At 36.3% G+C, this 19346-nt stretch carries 15 protein-coding genes and 1 riboswitch; of the genes, 11 read left to right on the forward strand and 4 right to left on the reverse strand.

Going from position 1 to position 19346, the window contains the following annotated elements; all coding sequences use genetic code 11:
- The first annotated feature begins 29 nt into the window (after window positions 1-29).
- Together WAX74_RS08315 and WAX74_RS08320 are read left to right on the forward strand one after the other, a co-directional pair.
- Window positions 30-1196, forward strand: a complete 1167-nt coding sequence (locus WAX74_RS08315) for a PDZ domain-containing protein (protein ID WP_336497197.1) — start codon at window positions 30-32, stop codon at window positions 1194-1196.
- A 9-nt stretch (window positions 1197-1205) separates the two neighbouring features.
- Window positions 1206-1463: a CsbA family protein gene (locus WAX74_RS08320; protein WP_336497198.1), complete on the forward strand. Its 258-nt coding sequence runs from the start codon at window positions 1206-1208 to the stop codon at window positions 1461-1463.
- 636 nt (window positions 1464-2099) lie between these two features.
- On the opposite strand, the gene WAX74_RS08325 is transcribed toward WAX74_RS08320, so the two are convergent.
- The 3 genes from WAX74_RS08325 to WAX74_RS08335 all read right to left on the reverse strand — a co-directional run bounded on the left by WAX74_RS08325 (window position 2100) and on the right by WAX74_RS08335 (window position 4676).
- Complete coding sequence (locus tag WAX74_RS08325) at window positions 2100-3335, reverse strand: amidohydrolase (protein ID WP_336497199.1); 1236 nt, start codon at window positions 3333-3335, stop codon at window positions 2100-2102.
- A gap of 114 nt (window positions 3336-3449) precedes the next feature.
- Window positions 3450-3556, reverse strand: a riboswitch (SAM riboswitch).
- Between the two features lie 78 nt (window positions 3557-3634).
- Entirely contained in the window at window positions 3635-3943 is a 309-nt protein-coding gene (locus WAX74_RS08330) for an AzlD domain-containing protein (RefSeq protein ID WP_336497200.1), read from the reverse strand.
- Between the two features lie 4 nt (window positions 3944-3947).
- Window positions 3948-4676 carry an AzlC family ABC transporter permease gene (locus WAX74_RS08335; RefSeq protein WP_336497201.1) on the reverse strand — a complete coding sequence of 243 codons (729 nt, stop codon included), beginning with the start codon at window positions 4674-4676 and terminating at the stop codon, window positions 3948-3950.
- Window positions 4677-4789: 113 nt separating this feature from the next.
- On the opposite strand from WAX74_RS08335, the gene WAX74_RS08340 reads away from it, so the two are divergent.
- The 9 genes from WAX74_RS08340 (at window position 4790) to WAX74_RS08380 (ending at window position 18646) form a co-directional block, all read left to right on the forward strand.
- The gene (locus WAX74_RS08340; RefSeq protein WP_336497202.1) at window positions 4790-5386 is read left to right on the forward strand and encodes a TVP38/TMEM64 family protein; all 597 of its coding nucleotides are present in this window, start codon (window positions 4790-4792) and stop codon (window positions 5384-5386) included.
- Window positions 5387-5423: 37 nt separating this feature from the next.
- Window positions 5424-5975, forward strand: a complete 552-nt coding sequence (lepB, locus tag WAX74_RS08345; protein ID WP_336497203.1) for a signal peptidase I — start codon at window positions 5424-5426, stop codon at window positions 5973-5975.
- 862 nt (window positions 5976-6837) lie between these two features.
- A complete protein-coding gene (gene addB / locus WAX74_RS08350) occupies window positions 6838-10332 on the forward strand; it encodes a helicase-exonuclease AddAB subunit AddB (protein ID WP_336497204.1) in 3495 nt (1164 codons plus the stop codon).
- Window positions 10319-14035 (forward strand): helicase-exonuclease AddAB subunit AddA, encoded by a 3717-nt coding sequence (addA, locus tag WAX74_RS08355; protein WP_336497205.1) that lies wholly within the window; start codon window positions 10319-10321, stop codon window positions 14033-14035. Before addB ends, addA begins: the two co-directional genes overlap by 14 nt.
- 11 nt (window positions 14036-14046) lie before the next feature.
- The gene (locus WAX74_RS08360; protein WP_336497206.1) at window positions 14047-15243 is read left to right on the forward strand and encodes a DUF418 domain-containing protein; all 1197 of its coding nucleotides are present in this window, start codon (window positions 14047-14049) and stop codon (window positions 15241-15243) included.
- Window positions 15244-15289: 46 nt separating this feature from the next.
- On the forward strand, window positions 15290-16186 hold the full coding sequence (locus WAX74_RS08365; protein WP_336497207.1) for a fumarylacetoacetate hydrolase family protein: 897 nt from the start codon (window positions 15290-15292) through the stop codon (window positions 16184-16186).
- A gap of 54 nt (window positions 16187-16240) precedes the next feature.
- Window positions 16241-16603 (forward strand): YisL family protein, encoded by a 363-nt coding sequence (locus tag WAX74_RS08370; protein ID WP_336497208.1) that lies wholly within the window; start codon window positions 16241-16243, stop codon window positions 16601-16603.
- A gap of 68 nt (window positions 16604-16671) precedes the next feature.
- Complete coding sequence (locus tag WAX74_RS08375) at window positions 16672-16833, forward strand: hypothetical protein (protein ID WP_336497209.1); 162 nt, start codon at window positions 16672-16674, stop codon at window positions 16831-16833.
- Window positions 16834-17209: 376 nt separating this feature from the next.
- Entirely contained in the window at window positions 17210-18646 is a 1437-nt protein-coding gene (locus WAX74_RS08380; RefSeq protein WP_336497210.1) for an alpha-amylase family glycosyl hydrolase, read from the forward strand.
- A gap of 127 nt (window positions 18647-18773) precedes the next feature.
- On the opposite strand, the gene WAX74_RS08385 is transcribed toward WAX74_RS08380, so the two are convergent.
- Window positions 18774-19286, reverse strand: a complete 513-nt coding sequence (locus WAX74_RS08385; protein WP_336497211.1) for a DUF3231 family protein — start codon at window positions 19284-19286, stop codon at window positions 18774-18776.
- Window positions 19287-19346 lie beyond the last annotated feature (60 nt).

Below are 19346 nucleotides of genomic sequence, written 5' to 3' on the forward strand. Positions count from 1 at the left end.
GAGTATTGTAAAAGAGGGGGATGCGTATCGTGGAAAATATAATTATCGAATTGGCTAAAGGAATTGGACGTTTTTTCCTTCACCCAGCAATATATATTACGCTTCTTTTCTCTATATTAATTGGTTATTTTCGTGTAAAGAGAGAGAGAAAGCATTTCCGTACTAGACTTTTATGGGGGTGGACAGAAGCCAAACATTTATTTGATGGCTATGTTTGGGCAATTTTCCTTTCCGTTGTCAGTGTAGGGGTAGGATTAGTCGTTCCAACTTCTTGGTTATTTATTTATAGTATATGGATGATCTTGTTTATTCTATTATTTATGTACCAGCTTGGTTCTGCAATCTATGCTATGGCATTAGGGGCTGTTACGATTTATTTAATGAATGTGTATAATTGGTCATTCAATATTCTTTCGTGGAAGAATATATCTGGAATGGATATTTTACATGAACCAATTGTGACCATCGCAGTCTTAGCAGGCTTACTATTAATAATAGAAGGAATTCTTATTCAAAAACACGGAGCACAAAATGCTTCACCTAAATTAGTAACAACACCAAGAGGAATTGAAGCAATTGAATATGTTACAAAACGATTATGGATATTACCTATTTTGCTAGTCATTCCAGGTGATGCGATTGCTTCCTATGTTCCATATTGGCCCCAATTTACAATTGGAGAATCGACATTCTCATTGATTTTATTTCCCTTTGTAATTGGATTCCAGCAAAAAAGCAGAAAAACACTCGCAGTAGGGTTTTTCCCTGACCTAGGAAAAAGAGTTTGGCAATTAGGAATTGTCGTTGCTATAGTAGCTGCAGTTGGCTATTTTATGCCGTTAGTAAGTGGACTTGCTTTAATTCTAGGAGCGATTGCAAGATTAGTCATCTCCTACATAGCTTATAAAAAAGAAATGTCTGGAACGTTTGCTATCTCCCCGCAATCGGATGGAGTAATGATAGCAGGGGTACTTGCAGACTCTCCAGCAGAAAAAATGGGATTATTAATCGGAGAAAAGATTGTAAAAGTAAATGGACAAAAAATAACAAATGAACAAGAGTTTTATGAAGCAGTTCAAATCAATGCTGCACATTGTCGCTTAGAAGTAGTAGATATTAGCGGAGAACTCCGTTTACGCCAGCATATTTTGTTTAGACATGATCACTATCGTCTAGGCTTAATATTAGTAAGATAGGAGATAACTATGGAAACTCTATCAATACCAACTCAAGTAATATTAGCCATTTTTGCTCCGGCACTGCTCGTAATTCTTTTTACACGTGTTACCTTCAATCATTATGTTGCCTTAATATTAACCGTTGCCCTGTTTGCGGCATCTGTTTATGCAGGCTACACACATAGATGGTGGATCTATATAATAGACGCAGCATCGTTAACCTTAGGATTCTGGTATGCATCACATATGAAAAGTCGAGACAAAAAGAAGAAATCCACCTCTTAAATAGAAGAGGTGGACTCAGACTGTTGACAAACGCTCGCATTCTTCGTTGCTTGCACTTCGTTGTTAGCTCATGAACTTAAGTTCTATTCGCTTCCGCCTCGTGCTGGCGCGCCTCGAATGACAAGCGTTTTCAAGACAGTCTGAAATAATCCCTACAAACCAGTTTACTACAACTTGAATCCACCTCTTAAATAATAGAGGTGGATTTTCTCTCTTTTAACATGTAAAGATATAAAATTGTAGAAACTAATCTATAGGCATTTGCGTTGACAGTGCTAGTACAAGCTCATCGTAAAATTAATTTTACTGTCTCACACGGCACGTAATGAGTCTGGCAATGCATGAATTTATTCATTGAATTGCTTCAATTTCATTAGATATTTCCAGGATGTGCGCCTTATACGCCGCAAGAGCGCGAAGAATGAGACCCCCTAAAGGATGTGGGAGCGACAAAGGAGCGACTCATCATGCGGAGGCTCATGCGTAGCGTGCGGCAAGCGCACATCCGTTTTTAGCTCTATAAGTTGTTGTGAGTAAATCGAAATCGCAAGATATAGTCATCAAATCGCAAGATAACCTCTCTGTACCGCAAGATCAATCCTTCAAATCGCAAGATAACCTCTCTGTATCGCAAAATCAATCCTTCAAATCGCAAACATCCATACCATCTTCTTTTGCTTTTCGAGCAAGGGATGCATTAAAATCTTTTCGAATTTGATGTAATAGTTTCGCATCTGTTAAAATTCGATAACCGGTTGTAGCTAAAGCTTTTGCTCCTTTGATTAGGGCTTCATTAGCAGCTTCTGACTTGGCAGCTTCACGGAATTCTATTGTATGCGCAATTAAATCATCTGGCCCAATCTTAATGGATGGTCTTGCAGTTGGAACTACGTAGCTAATGTTTCCAACATCGGTGGAGTCGTTGTATTGTTTACTTTCAGTGTAGACGACTTCTCCAATTGCTTCTAATTCCGAATGGACTACCTCATCCAATACCGAATTAACTACAAAATCTTGAACTTCATTTTGAAAACGTTCGATTTTCACAGAAGTTCCTGTTATGAGAGTTGCCCCGTTAGCAATAAAACGAACTTTTTTGGAGATTTCCTCTGTTTCTTTCCAAGTCTTTGCGCTGATATGAAAGCGAGCAGACGCGAAGTAAGGAATAATGTTTGACGCATCCCCTCCATGCGTAATAATCCCATTAATGCTAACATTAGATGGTAATTGCGAACGAAGTGCAGAGACTCCATTGAAAAAATGAATGACTGCTTCCAAAGCATTTGTAACTATTTCAGGAGACGCTGTTGCATGAGAAGCTTCTCCTAGAAAATGAAAATCTAATGAATCCATAGCAAGTGTTTCAAGAGTCAAAGTAGTTTTTCCTGCTGGCCGAATTAATAGAGCTACATCTATATCTTCTATATAACCGTGCTTTATAAAATTTCCTTTTGCACTACCGTTTGATCCACCTTCTTCTGCAGGAGTACCAAGGACGATGATTCTTCCACCAGTTTCGTTTAGCAATTCTGCTAAGGCGATACTAGCAGCCACGCTTGCTGTACCAACAATGTTATGGCCGTCAGCATGGCCAATCGAAGGTAAAGCGTCATATTCTGCTAAAAAAGCTATAGTAGGTCCTTCGATACCGCTATCCCTCAAGGCAAAGAAAGAAGTTTCATGCCCTGCTATTCCTTTATTAACCTGAAAATCTGCATTTTCTAATAGCTTAATTAGTTTAGTACTAGCAAAAAATTCTTCGTTTCCAACTTCGGGGTTTGCATGTATTTGTTGACTCGTTTGTATATATATATCTTTGTTATCTTCTATTAGTTTATTGATATACTCTCTTTTTTCTACTAGAAAACTCACTTATATCTACTCCTTTTTCAAACATCAAAATTCCTACAAAGAAAAAAGCCCTCTAAATCTTATCTATACTGATAAGAATAAGAGAGCTCTTCGTTATTATCGAAAAACAATCTCTTCTCATCTTTCAAGCAAAAGTTGCTTGCAGGAATTGGCACAGTTTTCATTTAGAATCTGCTGCCGAAACGTCGTAGGGCCTGTCCCTCAGTTTCTCTCGATAAGAAAGCGTTGTATTATGTATATTTGGTAAGAATGAATTAATTCCAATATTAAGTAATTTATTCCTAGTAGTCAAGTAGAAATTAAAAAATAATACTATATACAGCTAAAACACCTATTGTTCCCAATACTACAATCATTACATTTGAAGTGATGATAGCAAGTGTAAATGCCACAACAGCTCCAATAATTCCAAATAAAATATTTCCTTCTTGCACATATAATATGGCTGGAAAAATTAAAGCCCCTAATACTGCATATGGAATATTACGTAATACTCCCGAAACAACAGGAGGTAACTCTTTACCCTCCAAAAAGGTTAACGGGAATGCTCTCGGAATATAAGTAACAATAGCCATCCCTAATAGCATCCACCAATACCATGCTTCCATTCAATTAAGCTCCTTTCGGTAAATCTCTTCCTCTCAGTCTAGTCCGCTTTTGATGTTTCGCATATATAACTTCGATAAAAATAGAGGATCCTAATGTAGCGACTAAAATAGCCCATCCTGTAGATAATAATCCTGTCCAATAAAAAAATCCGTTTATTAGAGCCGCAATAAGGGCGAGCATAACTACTTTACGATTTTCTCGCATAGATGGAACTAATAAACCAACGAACATTGCATAAAGAGCGATTGACATCGCCGCTTGTAAAAATGCTGGTAGGTTGGCACCAATAACATGTCCAAGTGCAGTAAAGATAACCCAACTTCCATATGCGATAACAGCTACACCAAATGCAAAAGATGTATGTATTTTTTCATCTTTTTGTGTCGCTAATACGGAGAAAGATTCATCTGTAATCCCAAATGCATAAATCCCTTTGATCCATCTTTTTTCACTATGCATCTTTTCATTGAGTGCTGCCGTCATTAAAAAGTGTCGAATGTTGACGACAAATGTATTTAAAACAATTAAAATAGGATCAACACCTTTTGTTATTAGCGTCAGTGACATATACTGAGCAGCTCCGGCGTAAACAAAAATACTCATTGCTGTTGCTTCTATTATGGAAAGTCCTGTAGTTTTGGCTAATAAACCAAAAGTTAATGCAACGGGAAAATAGCCGATAGCAATGCTTGTACCCGCTTTTAAACCCTTTACGAACGAATTATTATTCATTTAGATTTCACCACCTTAAAATAGTATAGTGAACAAATTATACTATATCTAAAAAGTTTTATATAGATGAAAAATGGGAAGAGTATAATTATACATAGAAGAGGAGAGTTACCATGCCAAGCTGGTTATCATTTGAAACTTTATCTAATTTAACACAAGATTACCGAGCACTTGGACCTCTATTTGGGCTACTACTACCTTTTCTTGAAGCATTTTTGCCTTTTTTACCTTTAGTTGTTTTTATCGTGGCGAATGTGACTGCCTACGGAATTTTGTTTGGATTTTTACTTTCGTGGGCAGGATCTGTCACAGGTGCTTATACCGTTTTTTTAGTTATAAGAAAATATGGACGAGCAAGAGTTCTAGGTTTTATTACGAGGCATGAAAGGATTCAAAAATTAATATTATGGGTAGAGAGAAACGGTTTTGGCCCATTATTTTTACTTATTTGTTTTCCATTTACGCCCTCCGCACTTGTGAATATTGTTGCGGGTCTATCTAATATGAAAAAAAAGACGTATTTATGGACAGTTGTCTTAGGAAAATTAATTATGATATTAGTGGTGAGCTTTATTGGCTCCGATATTAAAGCACTAATAACGCAACCATTAAGAACAGCAATAATGATAGGTATTATGGTTATATTATGGTTTGTTGGAAAAGCTGTAGAGAAAAAAATCGACAAGAAAGTAAATGCAGATTTTAAATAAATTCGCGATGATAGACGAAATACAAAGGAGAAAAGATTTGAGTAATACACAAAAAGAATTGCTAGAATGGTTAGTTGCCATTTTTATTGGAATTTTGTTAGTATTTTTTATTCGTTCTTTTATATTAACGAACTATGAAGTGGTCGGTGAATCAATGATGCCTACACTTCATGACAAAGATAAGGTTTTCGTCAGTAAGCTTGCTAATATAGACCGCATGGATATTATTATCTTTCATAGTGACCAAAAAGAAGACTATGTAAAACGTGTGATTGGTTTACCAGGAGATACAATCAAATATGAAAATGATAAATTATACGTTAATAATAAAAGGGTGGAAGAAAAATTTCTTGCGTCTTATCCTGCATATCAGAACCCGGAAGAAAATTTTACAGAGGACTTTGATTTAGATGAGTTGACTGGCACTAATAAGGTTCCTCCAAACAATTTATTTGTGTTGGGTGATAATAGAATATCTAGTTTAGATAGTCGTTATTTCCAATTTATTAATCAAGAAGAAGTCATTGGAGAAGTGAAAATCAGATATTGGCCGTTATCCAGAGCAACTTTAAATTTTGACACCGAATAATTTCCCACTCTACTGTATGTTTTGTACAATAGTAGTAAGAGATTATTCGGTTTTTCAATTTCCTGAGCGGCGAGTAATTTATTTTAGTCTCTGATATTAACACCAGTTGAAATTGTGAACTGATACATTAACAACTATAGGCATTCGCCTGGCCGCCGTCCGCATGAGACAAGTCATGCAGCTGGCAAGGCGGGAATGAGTTTTTCCTATTCATAGGAAAAACGTTTCTATTGAACGTCTTGATCATGAACAACCATAAAAAAGCATACCTAAGTATACCTCTTACTATATAAACGGAAATTTCTAGGATGTGCGCCTTACAAGCCGCAGGAGCGCGAAGAATGAGACCCCGTAAAGGATGTGAGCGACGAAGGAGCGACTCATCCTGCGGAGGCTCATACGTAGCGTGCGGCAGCGCACATCCGTGTATTTGCAATTTAAAGTGTTGAAACACATTCTATTAATCTCTCAATAAAATCAAAAATAATGAGTCTTCAATGTTGTTATGCAATAATTTAGAAGGTACAGTATTAATCTTATTAAATAAATCAATCATTAACACCATAAATATCATATCCAAGTTTACTTCTCACAGTATAAACGGAAATTTCCAGGATGTGCGCCTTACACGCCGCAGGAGCGCGAAGAATGAGACCCCGTAAAGGATGTGGGAGCGACGAAGGAGCAACTCATCCTGCGGAGGCTCATACGTAGCGTGCGGCAAGCGCACATCCGTTTAATTGGACAATAAGTTGTTGAACCAAAATCTATTAATCTTTCAATAATTTTGAAACACAATCTATTTAGCACATCACAAATTATTAACAACTAAAGCCTTATTTTAAGAAAGAAGGTGCACCATATGTCTTTACGAATTGTAACTGGACGAACTGGTTCGGGTAAAACAAAGTTTATGCAACAAGAAATCATTGATACGTTACAAAAGGATTCTATAGGAGAACCTTTATTTTATATAGTGCCGGACCAAATGTCATTTTCTAGTGAATATGCACTTGCTGCTGATTCTGGTCTACCGGGGTTAATACGTGCACAAGTAACAACCTTTAAACGATTAGCTTGGCGAGTACTTCAAGAAACTGGCGGAATTGCAAAAGAGGAAATCAGCGGATTCGGTTATCGTATGCTAATTCGCAGTTTACTGGAGGACAATAAAGAACAGTTTAAATTGTTTAACCGTGCAGCTACAAAGAGGGGATTCACCGATCAAATAGAGGTGCTCCTGAAAGAATTCAACCGTTATTGTTTAGATTATGACACAATGTCTAACGTATTAAATGATTTAGAAAACGTACAAGCACCCCAAACATTGATTGATAAATCATCTGACCTAGTCATGTTACTTGAACTAATGGAGCAAAAGTTAGGCTCGAGCTATATTGACGGTGAAGGATACTTAATGTTGCTTGCACAAAAAATTAAGGATTCTTCCCTTCTTGCGACAACGGAAATTTATATTGATGGATTTACTTCGTTTACTACGAGAGAGCTAGAAATAATACAAGAGCTTATGAAGAAAACAAAACGTCTTACGATTGCCTTGCCAATGGAGTCTCTAACGGATGCTTCGGATGAACAATCTTTGTTTTTCCAGCCAGCTACAACTTGTCAGCGGTTGCTAGATATCGCAAACAAAGAAAATGTGGAGATTGAGCAGATAGAGTATCAAACTGGACAAAAACGGTTTGAATCCGTGGAATTGGCCCATTTAGAAGCGAATTTTGACCAGCTTCCACCACAAGTAATAGAAACAGAAGGAAATCTTCATGTAATAGAAGCAGCCAATCGACGCGCAGAGGTTCATGCGATTGCGAGGAATATTCGGGTTCTCATGCAAAAGAAGGATACTCGATATAAAGAGATGGCAATTTTACATAGAGATGCGGAAACTTATGAGGAATTGATCGAAACTATTTTTGCCCAATATGATATTCCTGTTTTTATTAGTCGAAAGAAACCAATGCTACATCATCCGCTTATTGAACTAAGTAGATCCGCTTTAGAGATCATTCGCTCGGATTGGAAATATGAGTCTGTATTCAGGGCAATTAAAACGGATTTATTTTTCCCGTTAAATGCTTCCAAAAGAGAATGGAGAGAGCGAGCCGATCAATTAGAGAATTTCGTTTTATCTTTTGGGATATACGGGGATAGATGGCTTGATGAAAGACGCTGGATATATAAAAAGTATCGAGGTCTTGAATTTTATTCAAAAGTACAAACAGATGAAGAGTTAAGCATCCAAGCAGATATTCATGCCGCGAGAGATTTAGTGGTAAATCCTTTGAAAGTTCTTTCGGAACAATTGGCAGTAAGTAAAACCGGCCTTGATATTGCAACTGCTTTATTTAATTTTATGGAGACGTTACAAGTTTACGATAAATTACAAGTATTAAAGCATGCAGAAGAGGAAGAAGGTCAATTGTTGCTTGCTACCGAACATGACCAAGCGTGGAATGAATGGGTTGAAGTATTAGATCAATTCGTTTTAATGTTCGGGGAAAAAGAACTGACTCTGGAGGAAGCTTCAAAAATTTTAGATGAAGGTTATGACCAATTAACCTTTTCACGGATTCCTCCTACATTAGATCAAGTAATCGTTGCAAGTGTAGATATAGGACGAATTGTGAATGTGAAGGCTACCTTTGTTATCGGAGTAAACGATGGGGTTTATCCAAAACGAATGGAACATGAAGGACTACTTTCCGACACGGAACGGGAGTGGTTTAATCATATCGGATTTGAACTAGCTCCTAGTTCTAAAATGCGCTTGCTGGATGAAAATTATTTAGTCTATAAAGCATTTACTGGAGCATCACAATATTTATTTGTATCTTATCCAATAGCAGATAGTGAAGGAAAGGCATTGCTTCCTTCCATGTATATTAAGAAGCTTCAGCAAATGATTGAAAATATTGAAGTAGAGTTAGCAGTCATGGATCCAAGTGATTCAACAGATGCTACAGTTGATCTATCAACAATTAATCATCCACGTACCACACTTCCTTATGTGGTAATGCAGTTACGCGAAGCACTGAATACAGGTGAGTTACCAGAAGTTTGGCAAGCAGTGTATAGCTATTATATGGATGATCCATATTGGTCTAAACTAATGAAACGAATAACTAGACCACTAATACAAGGTAATACAACCGAAAGACTATCACAGGATATGACATCTGCCCTTTATGGAGAAACAATTATTTCGAGCGTTTCAAGAGTTGAAAAATATTATAGTTGTCCATTTTCCCATTACGCAGCATACGGATTGAAGTTAGAGGAGCGGAACGAATATCATTTGGAGCCTCCAGCAATGGGTGATTTGTTCCACGCGGCATTAAAATGGATTTCAGATGAAACAAACCGTTTAAATATTATGTGGGGAGATTTATCAAAATCTCAATGTATCAAGCTTGCAAAACAAGCAGTAGATCACATCGTGCCGGTATTTGTCCATCAACTTTTATTAAGCACAAATCGGTATCGATATATTCAGCGCAAGCTGGAGCAGATTGTAGCTTCTACTCTAATAGCATTAAGTAAACACTCCAATGTTTCTAGCTTTGTTCCTATAGCTATTGAAGCGGGATTCGGTCCTGGAGAAGCTTTGCCCGCATTAGAGATTCCTCTGAAAAATCAAAGAAAAATGCAATTGCGAGGCAGAATTGACCGAGTAGATGCGGCAAACGTTAATGGGAATATGTTTGTTCGAATAGTCGATTATAAGTCGTCTAAAAAAGGGATTGATTTGACTGAAGTGTATCACGGTTTATCGCTACAAATGTTAACCTATTTAGATGTTGCAATCGCAAATGCACCAATTTGGTTACAAGAGGATGCTGAGCCAGCAGGAGTTCTATATGTACATCTTCACAATCCTTTTATTCAATCTAAAAAAGAGATGGAAGAAGCTGAGTTAGAGGATGCTATCTATAAGTCTTATAAAATGAATGGCTTATTAATAGACGAATCAGAAGTCATTATGGAAATGGATGAACAAATGGATGGCTTTTCAAAAGTTATTCCAGTTCGAATAAATAAAGACGGTAATTTATCCAAATCTTCCTCTAAAGTTGTAGATGTAGAAAATATGAAACTATTACAATCATTTGTGCGTAAAAAACATGAGCAGGCTGGGAATGGTATGAATGCAGGGGATACACGTGTATATCCTTATCGATTAAAGGATAAAATGCCATGCCAATATTGTTCGTATCGGAGTGTTTGTCAATTTGACCCACAAGATCCTGAACAACCAGTACGCTTATTAAAATCAGAACAACCTGAAGTGGTGACAGAAAAAATTAGAGAGGAGATGGGGACTAATGAACATTCCTAATATGCCAGCACAATTAACATGGACACCAGAACAATGGAAGGCAATTTGGGCTAGTGGTTCAGATGTGCTTGTCTCTGCTGCTGCAGGATCAGGAAAAACAGCTGTGTTAATAGACCGTCTCATTCAAAAAGTGATTGCAAAAGATAATCCGATTAATGTGGACGAATTACTTGTCGTGACATTTACAAATGCATCAGCTGCGGAAATGCGCCATCGAATGGGAGAAGCTTTAGAAAAAGCAATTACTGAAGATCCATCATCGACCCATTTACGCAAGCAATTAAGCCTTTTAAATAAAGCGCAAATTTCAACGCTCCATTCGTTCTGTTTAAATATAGTTCGTCAATATTCCTATATGCTTGATATTGATCCCGGCTTCCGCATTGCAAACGAAACAGAAGCTGCCTTAATGCGTGATGATATTTTAGCGGACGTATTGGAAGAGGCTTATCATGTTGATAATCCAGACGCAATGTATCGATTGTCGGATAGTTTTACATCTGATCGAGATGACCAGTCCATTGAATTAATGATCGAAAAGTTATATACATATGCGAGGGTACACCCGGAACCGAAAAAATGGTTGCTGGCAATACCCGAAGCATATACATTAGATGCGTTGACAACTATAGATGAGTTATCTTTTGTTGACCCTTTAAAGCTTGCGATTGTTCATCAATTGGAAAAGGCTGTTGCTGTCACGGAAGAAATCCGTAAACTAGCGAATCTACCAAATGGTCCTGCTCCTCTAGCTGAAACAGCGATGAATGATCAACGTATGATAAGTGAAGCTATTTCGTTAATGAAAATGGGCTCATGGAAAGATGTCTACTTCTATTTTCAAAGCATTTCATGGGGAAAAGCCGCAACGATAAGAAAAGATTCCTGTGACGAAGTATTAAAAAAGCAAGCCACTGAAAAGCGAAATAAAGTGAAGAAAATAGTAAATGAATTAAAAGAAAATTTCTTCGCAAGAACACCTGAACGTTTATTAGATGAAATGAGATTGATGGCTCCGCAATTAAAAACGCTTGTGGACTTAGCAATCACTTACGGAGAGCGTTACACTGCAGCAAAAAATGATAAAGGGCTTGTCGACTTTTCCGATTTAGAACATTATGCTTTAGAAATATTAAGCGAACGCCAGGAGAATGGAGAGATTGGTCCATCAGCAATTGCCCAAGAGTATCAATCTCGTTTTAAAGAAGTATTAGTAGATGAATATCAAGATACAAATAGACTACAAGAAACAATCTTACAATTAGTAAAAAGTGGCGATGAACAAACGGGAAATATGTTCATGGTTGGGGACGTAAAACAATCGATCTACCGTTTCCGATTAGCAGAGCCGATGCTATTTTTAGGGAAATATTTAGCATTTAATTCACTTCCTCAAAATTCTGGAGTAAAAATTGATTTAAATGCAAACTTCCGAAGCAGAAAAGAAGTACTTCATGCAACGAATTATATTTTTCAGCAAATTATGGGAGAAAGCGTTGGGGAGATTAATTATGATGACTCTGCTTCTTTAAAACCACAAGCTCCTTATGATGAGGCAGAAGCGGCAGTTGAACTTGCCCTTCTGTATGAAGTAGAAGACGGAAGTGTGGAAATTGTAGAGGATGATGAAGAAGACGTAGTAGCGATTGCAGAAGAAGATTTAAAGAAATCTCAAGCTGAAGCTCGTTATATTATCTCTAAAATAAATGAATTAATGGAGTCTGGTGCTACTGTCTTTGATCCTTGGAAGAAAAAAACACGTCCTGTTCAATATAGTGATATTGTTATTTTGATGCGTTCTATGACATGGTCACAGGAAGTGACAGATCAATTTAAAGAAGCAGGAATCCCATTATATGCGGAGCTTTCCAAAGGTTATTTTGAAGCAATCGAAGTACTGATCATGTTACATACCCTTCGAACAATTGATAATCCATACCAAGATATTTCACTAGCATCTGTACTTCGATCTCCATTCGTAGGATTAACAGAGTCGGAGCTAGCTCTAATTCGATTGGCTGCTCCAAAAGAACCTTTTTACGAAGCTTTAAAGGTTTTTGTGTCAACTGGTAAAGATGGTATTTCTATTGAGACAGAAGAGAAACTGCAACGATTTTTACTCCAGTTTGAAGATTGGCGAAACTTAAGTAGAAGAGGATCGCTAGCCGACTTGATATGGCGTATTTATTTAGATACCAATTACTATGAAATTGTTGGCTCCATGCCAAATGGAAAGCAGCGCCAAGCGAATTTGCGTGTCCTTCATGATCGTGCAGTGGATTATGAAAAGACTTCATTTAGAGGTCTCTTTCGATTTTTACGTTTTATCGATCGAATGAGGAAACGTGGAGATGACTTAGGAGCAGCTCGAGCAATTAGTGAAAAGGAAAATGTCGTTCGAATGATGACGATTCATTCTTCAAAAGGATTAGAATTTCCAATTGTCTTTTTAGGAGGAATGGGAAGACCTTTTAACCAGATGGACTTTAATGAGAATTATTTATTTGATCAATCATTTGGTCTCGCTGTAAAAGCAATTGATCCTGACAAACGTATTTCCTTTACATCATTACCATTCTTGGCAATGAAAGAAAAGAAGCAAATGGAGTTAAAAGCTGAAGAGATGCGTGTTTTGTATGTAGCGATGACGCGAGCGAAAGAGTATTTATTCCTTGTTGCTTCTATAAAAGATTTGGCGAAGACCCTAACAAAATGGGAGGATGCTCAATCTATTTTACCTGGAGAAATGTTACCAGGTTATCTACGGGCTAAGGCAAAAGGATATTTGGACTGGATAGGTCCTGCAGTTGCAAGGCATGCGGACTTTAAACAGATTTCAGATATAAATGAAGCAAATGTAGTAGAAAGCGATTCAAAGTGGAAACTTGTCGCGAAATGTATAGATGAATTAAAAATCCATTCAGAAGTAGATACAACAAAGAAAGTTACGTTGGATGCACTTTTGAACAAAGATATCTCTTCTATATTGCCAACAATCCTAGATCATTTTGAAACTGTCTATCCTTTTGAACTTTCTACACATAAACGTTCTAAACAAACAGTAAGTGAAATAAAAAAAATACAACTGCTAGAAGAAAGAGAAGAGGAAGATTACTTCCGAATGGGCAACACACTTGGCGAAACGACTCGAGTTGCAAAAAGGCCATTTTTTCTTCAACAAGAAGACAAATTGACGGGTGCAGAAATCGGAACAGCAGTACATGCATTTATGCAAAATGTGGATCTAACAGAAGCAAAAAATGCTGAACAAATACGGGAATTTGTGGAGACACTAGGTCAAAGAGAAATTCTTACAAAAGCTGAGCAGGCTGCAATCAATCCAAAGAAAATGGTCCCATTCTTTCAGTCAGAAATTGCAAATCGATTGAAACATGCGAAAGAAATTATGCGCGAGTTTCCATTTACGTATGCCTTAAAAGATGCGGATGGAGATAGCCAAATTATTCAAGGAGTAGTAGACTGTCTCTTTCAGGAAGAAGACGGACGTTGGGTGCTATTGGATTATAAGACAGACCGTGTACAACAATTTGTAGCTAATGAGGCTAACCTATTGCAGGAAATGAAAAACCGCTACAACATCCAATTATCTTTATATGCCCAAGCAATAGAAGCTATCATGCAAGTAGAGATAAAGGAAAAAATACTGTATTTATTTGATATAAACAAAACGGTTACTTTATAGGGGGATAAAAATTGTTGATTCGTCCAACAGAAGTGAAAGAACGAGTTATTTCGATTGATGTAATGAGAGGGTTTGCTCTACTTGGTATTTTCATTGTGAATATGCTGTTCTTTCATTCTCCGTATATTTACTTAAATCCTTATACTTGGTTTCATATACCAGGAGATTATGAAACGTATAAGTGGATTGATATATTTGTGCAAGGAAGTGTATATCCTTTATTTGCTATGTTATTTGGTTACGGGCTATCCATGCAGTTTATGAAAACACAGGAACGTGGAACTTCCTTTGCAAAATTAGCAGTTCGTAGGCTATCTGTACTGCTATTAATTGGATGTATTCATGCATTCCTTATATTTTCAGGGGATATTTTAATCACCTATGCAATTGCAGGTTTTGTCCTTTTATTATTAATTCGATTAAAGCCTATTTGGTTGTTCATCATTAGTGCAGTATTATTCTTCATCCCAAATGGATTATTAAATGGTTTGTTATATATGATGGGGAAAGTCTCCCCCGATAGTCTTATTATTTATACAGGAATTCAAGAAATTGAATCATCTATAACAGCATTCTCACAAGGCTCATGGTTGGAAATCTTTGAGCAGCGTTTAGCAGATTGGTTATATATGACCCAATATGGATTAATTGTTCTTGTTATGTTATTTACGATTGTACCGTTTTTGTTAATTGGAGCAGCGGCTGCAAAACTTAAATTAATCGAACGAGCAAGTGAATTGAAAATATTTTGGATTGTGACCATACTTATAACACTTATAGGTGGTACGATTATTAAATGGATTCCTTTTATGAAAGAGGCAAATCTATTTACCATGTCTATACAAGATACATTTGGTGGACCATTACAAGCAATAGCTTATGGTGGAATTCTTGCATTGTTATGCACTATTCCTGCTATACAAAAGTTATTCTCACCATTTGCAAAAGCAGGTAGAATGTCGATGACCATCTATTTAATGCAATCGATTATTGCAACAACTATTTTCTATTCTTATGGTTTTGGGTTATATGGAAGAATTGATATTCAAACAGGTACTTGGATGGCTATTGGTATTTATGTATTACAACTTGTATTTGCTGAACTTTGGTTCATAAAATATAAACAAGGGCCAGTGGAAGCTTTATGGAGAAAACTGACTTATCCAAATAATTTGTCGCAAAAGGATGAAAACAATTTGAATTTGTAATAGACTAAGTATATGATTCAAAACTATTTGAAGGAGTGTCAACTAAATGAAACTATTATCATACCGATTAAATGATAAAATTTACTTCGGACCAAAAGTAAAAAAAGAAGAAGCAGTATGGGATGTATTAAGTATTCAAGAGACCCTTCAAGTATTACCAAGTTTCCCTCAGACAATGATCGATGGTGTTAGTCTTGGTATAGATTTTATGGAACAAATTCGAAAACTAGTTGAAGCAGCTTTGCAAAGTGACAATTCAGACGACTTTAAACGTCCATTTACAGAAATTGAATGGTTGTCTCCTATTCCACGTACTCCAAAAAATATTATGGCTGTAGGTAAAAACTATGCTGATCATGCAAAAGAAATGGGCGGAGAAGCAAATACGTTTGTTGTGTTTACAAAATCACCGACTGCTATTGCTGCAGACGGACAAACTCTTTCTGTTCATGCGGATAAAACCTCTTCTTACGATTACGAAGGTGAGCTTGCTATAGTAATTGGGAAAAAAGGAAAAGATATTCCGACAAAGCTTGCTTTCGATTATATATTTGGTTATACAATTGCCAATGATCTTACAGCACGTGATATCCAAAAAAATCATCAACAATATTTCTTAGGAAAAAGTTTAGAAGGCTCATGCCCGATCGGACCTTACATCGTAACAAAAGATGAAATTCCTAATCCACAAGAGCTAACAGTTGTAACCAAAGTAAATGATGAAATTCGTCAAAATGGACAAACATCTGATATGGTCTTTTCGGTGGAACAAATTATTTCAGATATATCCAAAACAGTTACACTGGAGCCAGGTGATGTAATATTAACGGGAACTCCTTCAGGCGTAGGGAATGGCTTTAATCCTCCTAAATTCTTAAAATCGGGCGATGTTGTGAAAGTTTCAATCGAGGGAATAGGAACATTAGTGAACAAATTCGAGTAAAAAATCGGCATAAATGGTAAAATAGAAATGTAAATAAACTGTCGAGGTGAAACAATGGATTTCTTAGCATCAACACACTTACACATAACTACATGGGTACTCGCAATAATCTTGTTTTTAGTAGCATTAGCAATAGCTAATCCTAAAGTAGTGCATATGATTTTACGTGTAGATTATATTTTAATTATTATTACAGGTATCGCTTTGTTTATCAAAGGGATGGACTATGGTCAAGGTATGCTTTACGGATTAAAATTCATAGCAGGAATCCTAGTTATCGGAATGATGGAAATGACACTAGTGAAAAAGAAAAAAGAAAAACCATACACAACGTTTCTTGTATTGGCATTCGTATTTTTCTTCATTGCTCTATTCCTAGGATTCAAATTACCAATGGGTATTAACTTTCTAGCATAGTAAACAAGGAGCTTTCATTTATAGAAAGCTCCTTTTCATGTAAAGCATGAAAGGGGAGTGGCAGCAAAATGTTAGGATTGTTCTTACTGTTTTTTGTCATACTATTGATGCTTTTATTCGTTGTCGCTTCATTTATTATCTTTAAACAACAAAAAATGGGTGATAAAGTCGAAAATGAATTAGAGCACATTCGCGAAAGTATCATTCATCTTAAAGATAAGAAGGAGTAGCCACCATAATTAATGGTGGCTTTTCTAATTTTAAGAGATTGGTCTCGGTTATTGGATAATTGGTCTTGAATTTAAGGATTTGGTCTCAGTTTCGAGGGAAAAGGTCTCGAAATTTCGGATTTGGTCTCGTTGTGCCGTATAGAGTGAATTATTTACAGTTTCTATGAAACCAACTTCTTCTTTTAAGACACAGTTTGGACGAAATATTGTTTAAATTTTGGACTTGTACGTATAAACAATAGCGATTAAAACATGGCTTTGATAAAATAAGTTGATATGTTTTTAATCATCTAGCTTCAGATGCCAAGCTAGGTGTGATTTACACCTAACTCTTTTTTCGGTGTCTATCGCTTTTTTAAACAGAGGAGGACTTTATTTGAACTTTAAAAAGTTGCTTGTTACCAGTTTACTGATGAGTTGTTTTTGGGTAACAACATCTCAAAATATACATGCTGAAGAAACTACTTCTATACATAATGAAAGTATTTACGATCTATATGTGGATCGTTATTTTAACAAAACATCTACAAATGATTTAGATGCAAATCCAAAAGATCCTAATGCTTTTGCAGGAGGAGACTTTTTAGGAGTAATTGAGAAAATGGACCATATTAAAGATATGGGTTTTACAATTATTTCGATTGGTCCAGTATTCGCAACTGAAAGATATGACGGTAAGCGTGTACTAGATTTCAATTTGCTTGAGCAAAGATTTGGATCCGAAGAGGAGTTTAAACAATTAATCAATGCTGCTCATAAAAAAGAAATGAAAATCATGATAGAATTTCCTTTGAACAATTTTAGTGAAAATCATATTTGGAACGCAGACCCTGCAAAAGAAGAGTGGATTGTAAAAGCAGAAGATGGCGTTATGCAAGTAGACTTGAACAATTCGGAAGCTCAGCAAGCATTAACAGAAACGATTGTAGATTTTGCCAAACAGTATAATGTTGATGGCGTGAAATTCTCTCAATTAGACGGTGCACCTACTACATTCATAAATGATATTGTTACTGCAATAAAGGAAGTCAATCCTTCCATTTATGCAATTGCATTAGAAGAATCAGATGCAAATTTTGATACACAGTATTCGGAAGAATTACTCGTAAGCTTTAGAGAAGCTTTTAAAAATACTGATTTGCCAACAGATAGAATTGCTTCAACAAAAGATAATGATTTATTAATGATTGATCACTTAAACACAGAACGATTTACTTATTATAGTGCGCTTGAAAATATGTTTCCTCCAACTCGTATAAAAACAGCAATTGGTGCGATTTTCACAATGCCTGGTGTTCCATATATGAGTTATGGTACCGAAATAGCTATGAACGGTCAAACTGCACAAGAAAGTCATCAAATTATGAATTTTCGTGTAGATGAGGATATTATTGAGTATCTCAAAGATATAAATTCGATTCGAAATAAGTCCGAAACGCTTCGTACAGGAAAAACGGAACTGTTAAAAAATGAGGATGGTTATTTAGTATATAAACGATATTCAGATGAAGAAACATTTATAGTGGTCGTGAATAATACAAGTAGCACTCAACGTATTGATTTATCAAGTGATGTAGTTGGAGAAAATGTAGAGCTCAGAGGTATTTTCGAGCAGGATCTAGTTCGTCCAACAGAGGATGGAGATTATCGACTAGTTCTGGATCGTGAAATAGTTGAACTTTATCAAGTAACGGATCGTAAAGGTTTAAATACCTCTTATATAGTAGCTATGGCTATTGCCTATTTATTATTTCTTGCGTTTCTAGTGATTGTTTGGAGAAAAGGAAAACAACGTAAATTAGATAACAAGTAAAAAAAAGAAGTGGACTAGTTTAAATTTAGTCTACTTCTTTTTAATTAGCTTTATTAGATTTTAATGCGCTCACAACAAGAGGTGTTGTGAGCGCATTTTTTCGTTTCAACAATGTATTTTTAACTAGTTAGCTCTTTTCAGGAAAGTCTACATGTAATGGAGGAGGTATTAGCCAACCCTTACTTTTACTTAGTCTAAGTACTTTAGCTCCAAATTGGGCTTTACTTGTATGGAATTGGCCATACATCATTGCTATGTCTTCTCTAATAGACATCCCCATAGCTTGACTACAAGCAACTAACCCTGCTGCAACATTCATTGCTAATGAGGCACTGATTTCCGGATCATTGAATCTTGCTCCAACTGGAATGTCTTCTAATCTCGCAACTGGACGTGCGGGAGGAGCTGGTGGCAAGCCGATAGCATTTACTTTGAGTATTCGATCTAATTGCTTGTTTTCCTCTTCCATACCTTGAATAGCTTCCTCAATTAACTTTTTAAGGTCATCATCACCGGAATGATTGTAAAATGTTTGATAGGCTGCTATCAAACCGTTGTTTGTAGCTAGGTTTGTCCACATACCGAAAACCTCGCCGTAATGTAATGGTTCATCTTTAGGATTACCGCTTAAAATACCCATTTTTAATCTCCTTTTGTAAAAAGATTCATGAATTTCTTCACGTATGAGTTATTATGTGTA

Origin of the sequence: Psychrobacillus mangrovi (genome assembly GCF_037104765.1) — a bacterium.
Classification (GTDB): Bacteria; Bacillota; Bacilli; order Bacillales_A; family Planococcaceae; genus Psychrobacillus; species Psychrobacillus mangrovi.

Coding starts and splice junctions, on each gene's coding strand:
- WAX74_RS08320 (WP_336497198.1), top strand. CDS start 1,206: ATGGAAACTCTATCAATACCAACTCAAGTAATATTAGCCATTTTTGCT.
- WAX74_RS08330 (WP_336497200.1), bottom strand. CDS start 3,943: ATGGAAGCATGGTATTGGTGGATGCTATTAGGGATGGCTATTGTTACT.
- WAX74_RS08335 (WP_336497201.1), bottom strand. CDS start 4,676: ATGAATAATAATTCGTTCGTAAAGGGTTTAAAAGCGGGTACAAGCATT.
- WAX74_RS08340 (WP_336497202.1), top strand. CDS start 4,790: ATGCCAAGCTGGTTATCATTTGAAACTTTATCTAATTTAACACAAGAT.
- addB (WP_336497204.1), top strand. CDS start 6,838: ATGTCTTTACGAATTGTAACTGGACGAACTGGTTCGGGTAAAACAAAG.
- addA (WP_336497205.1), top strand. CDS start 10,319: ATGAACATTCCTAATATGCCAGCACAATTAACATGGACACCAGAACAA.
- WAX74_RS08365 (WP_336497207.1), top strand. CDS start 15,290: ATGAAACTATTATCATACCGATTAAATGATAAAATTTACTTCGGACCA.
- WAX74_RS08370 (WP_336497208.1), top strand. CDS start 16,241: ATGGATTTCTTAGCATCAACACACTTACACATAACTACATGGGTACTC.
- WAX74_RS08375 (WP_336497209.1), top strand. CDS start 16,672: ATGTTAGGATTGTTCTTACTGTTTTTTGTCATACTATTGATGCTTTTA.
- WAX74_RS08385 (WP_336497211.1), bottom strand. CDS start 19,286: ATGGGTATTTTAAGCGGTAATCCTAAAGATGAACCATTACATTACGGC.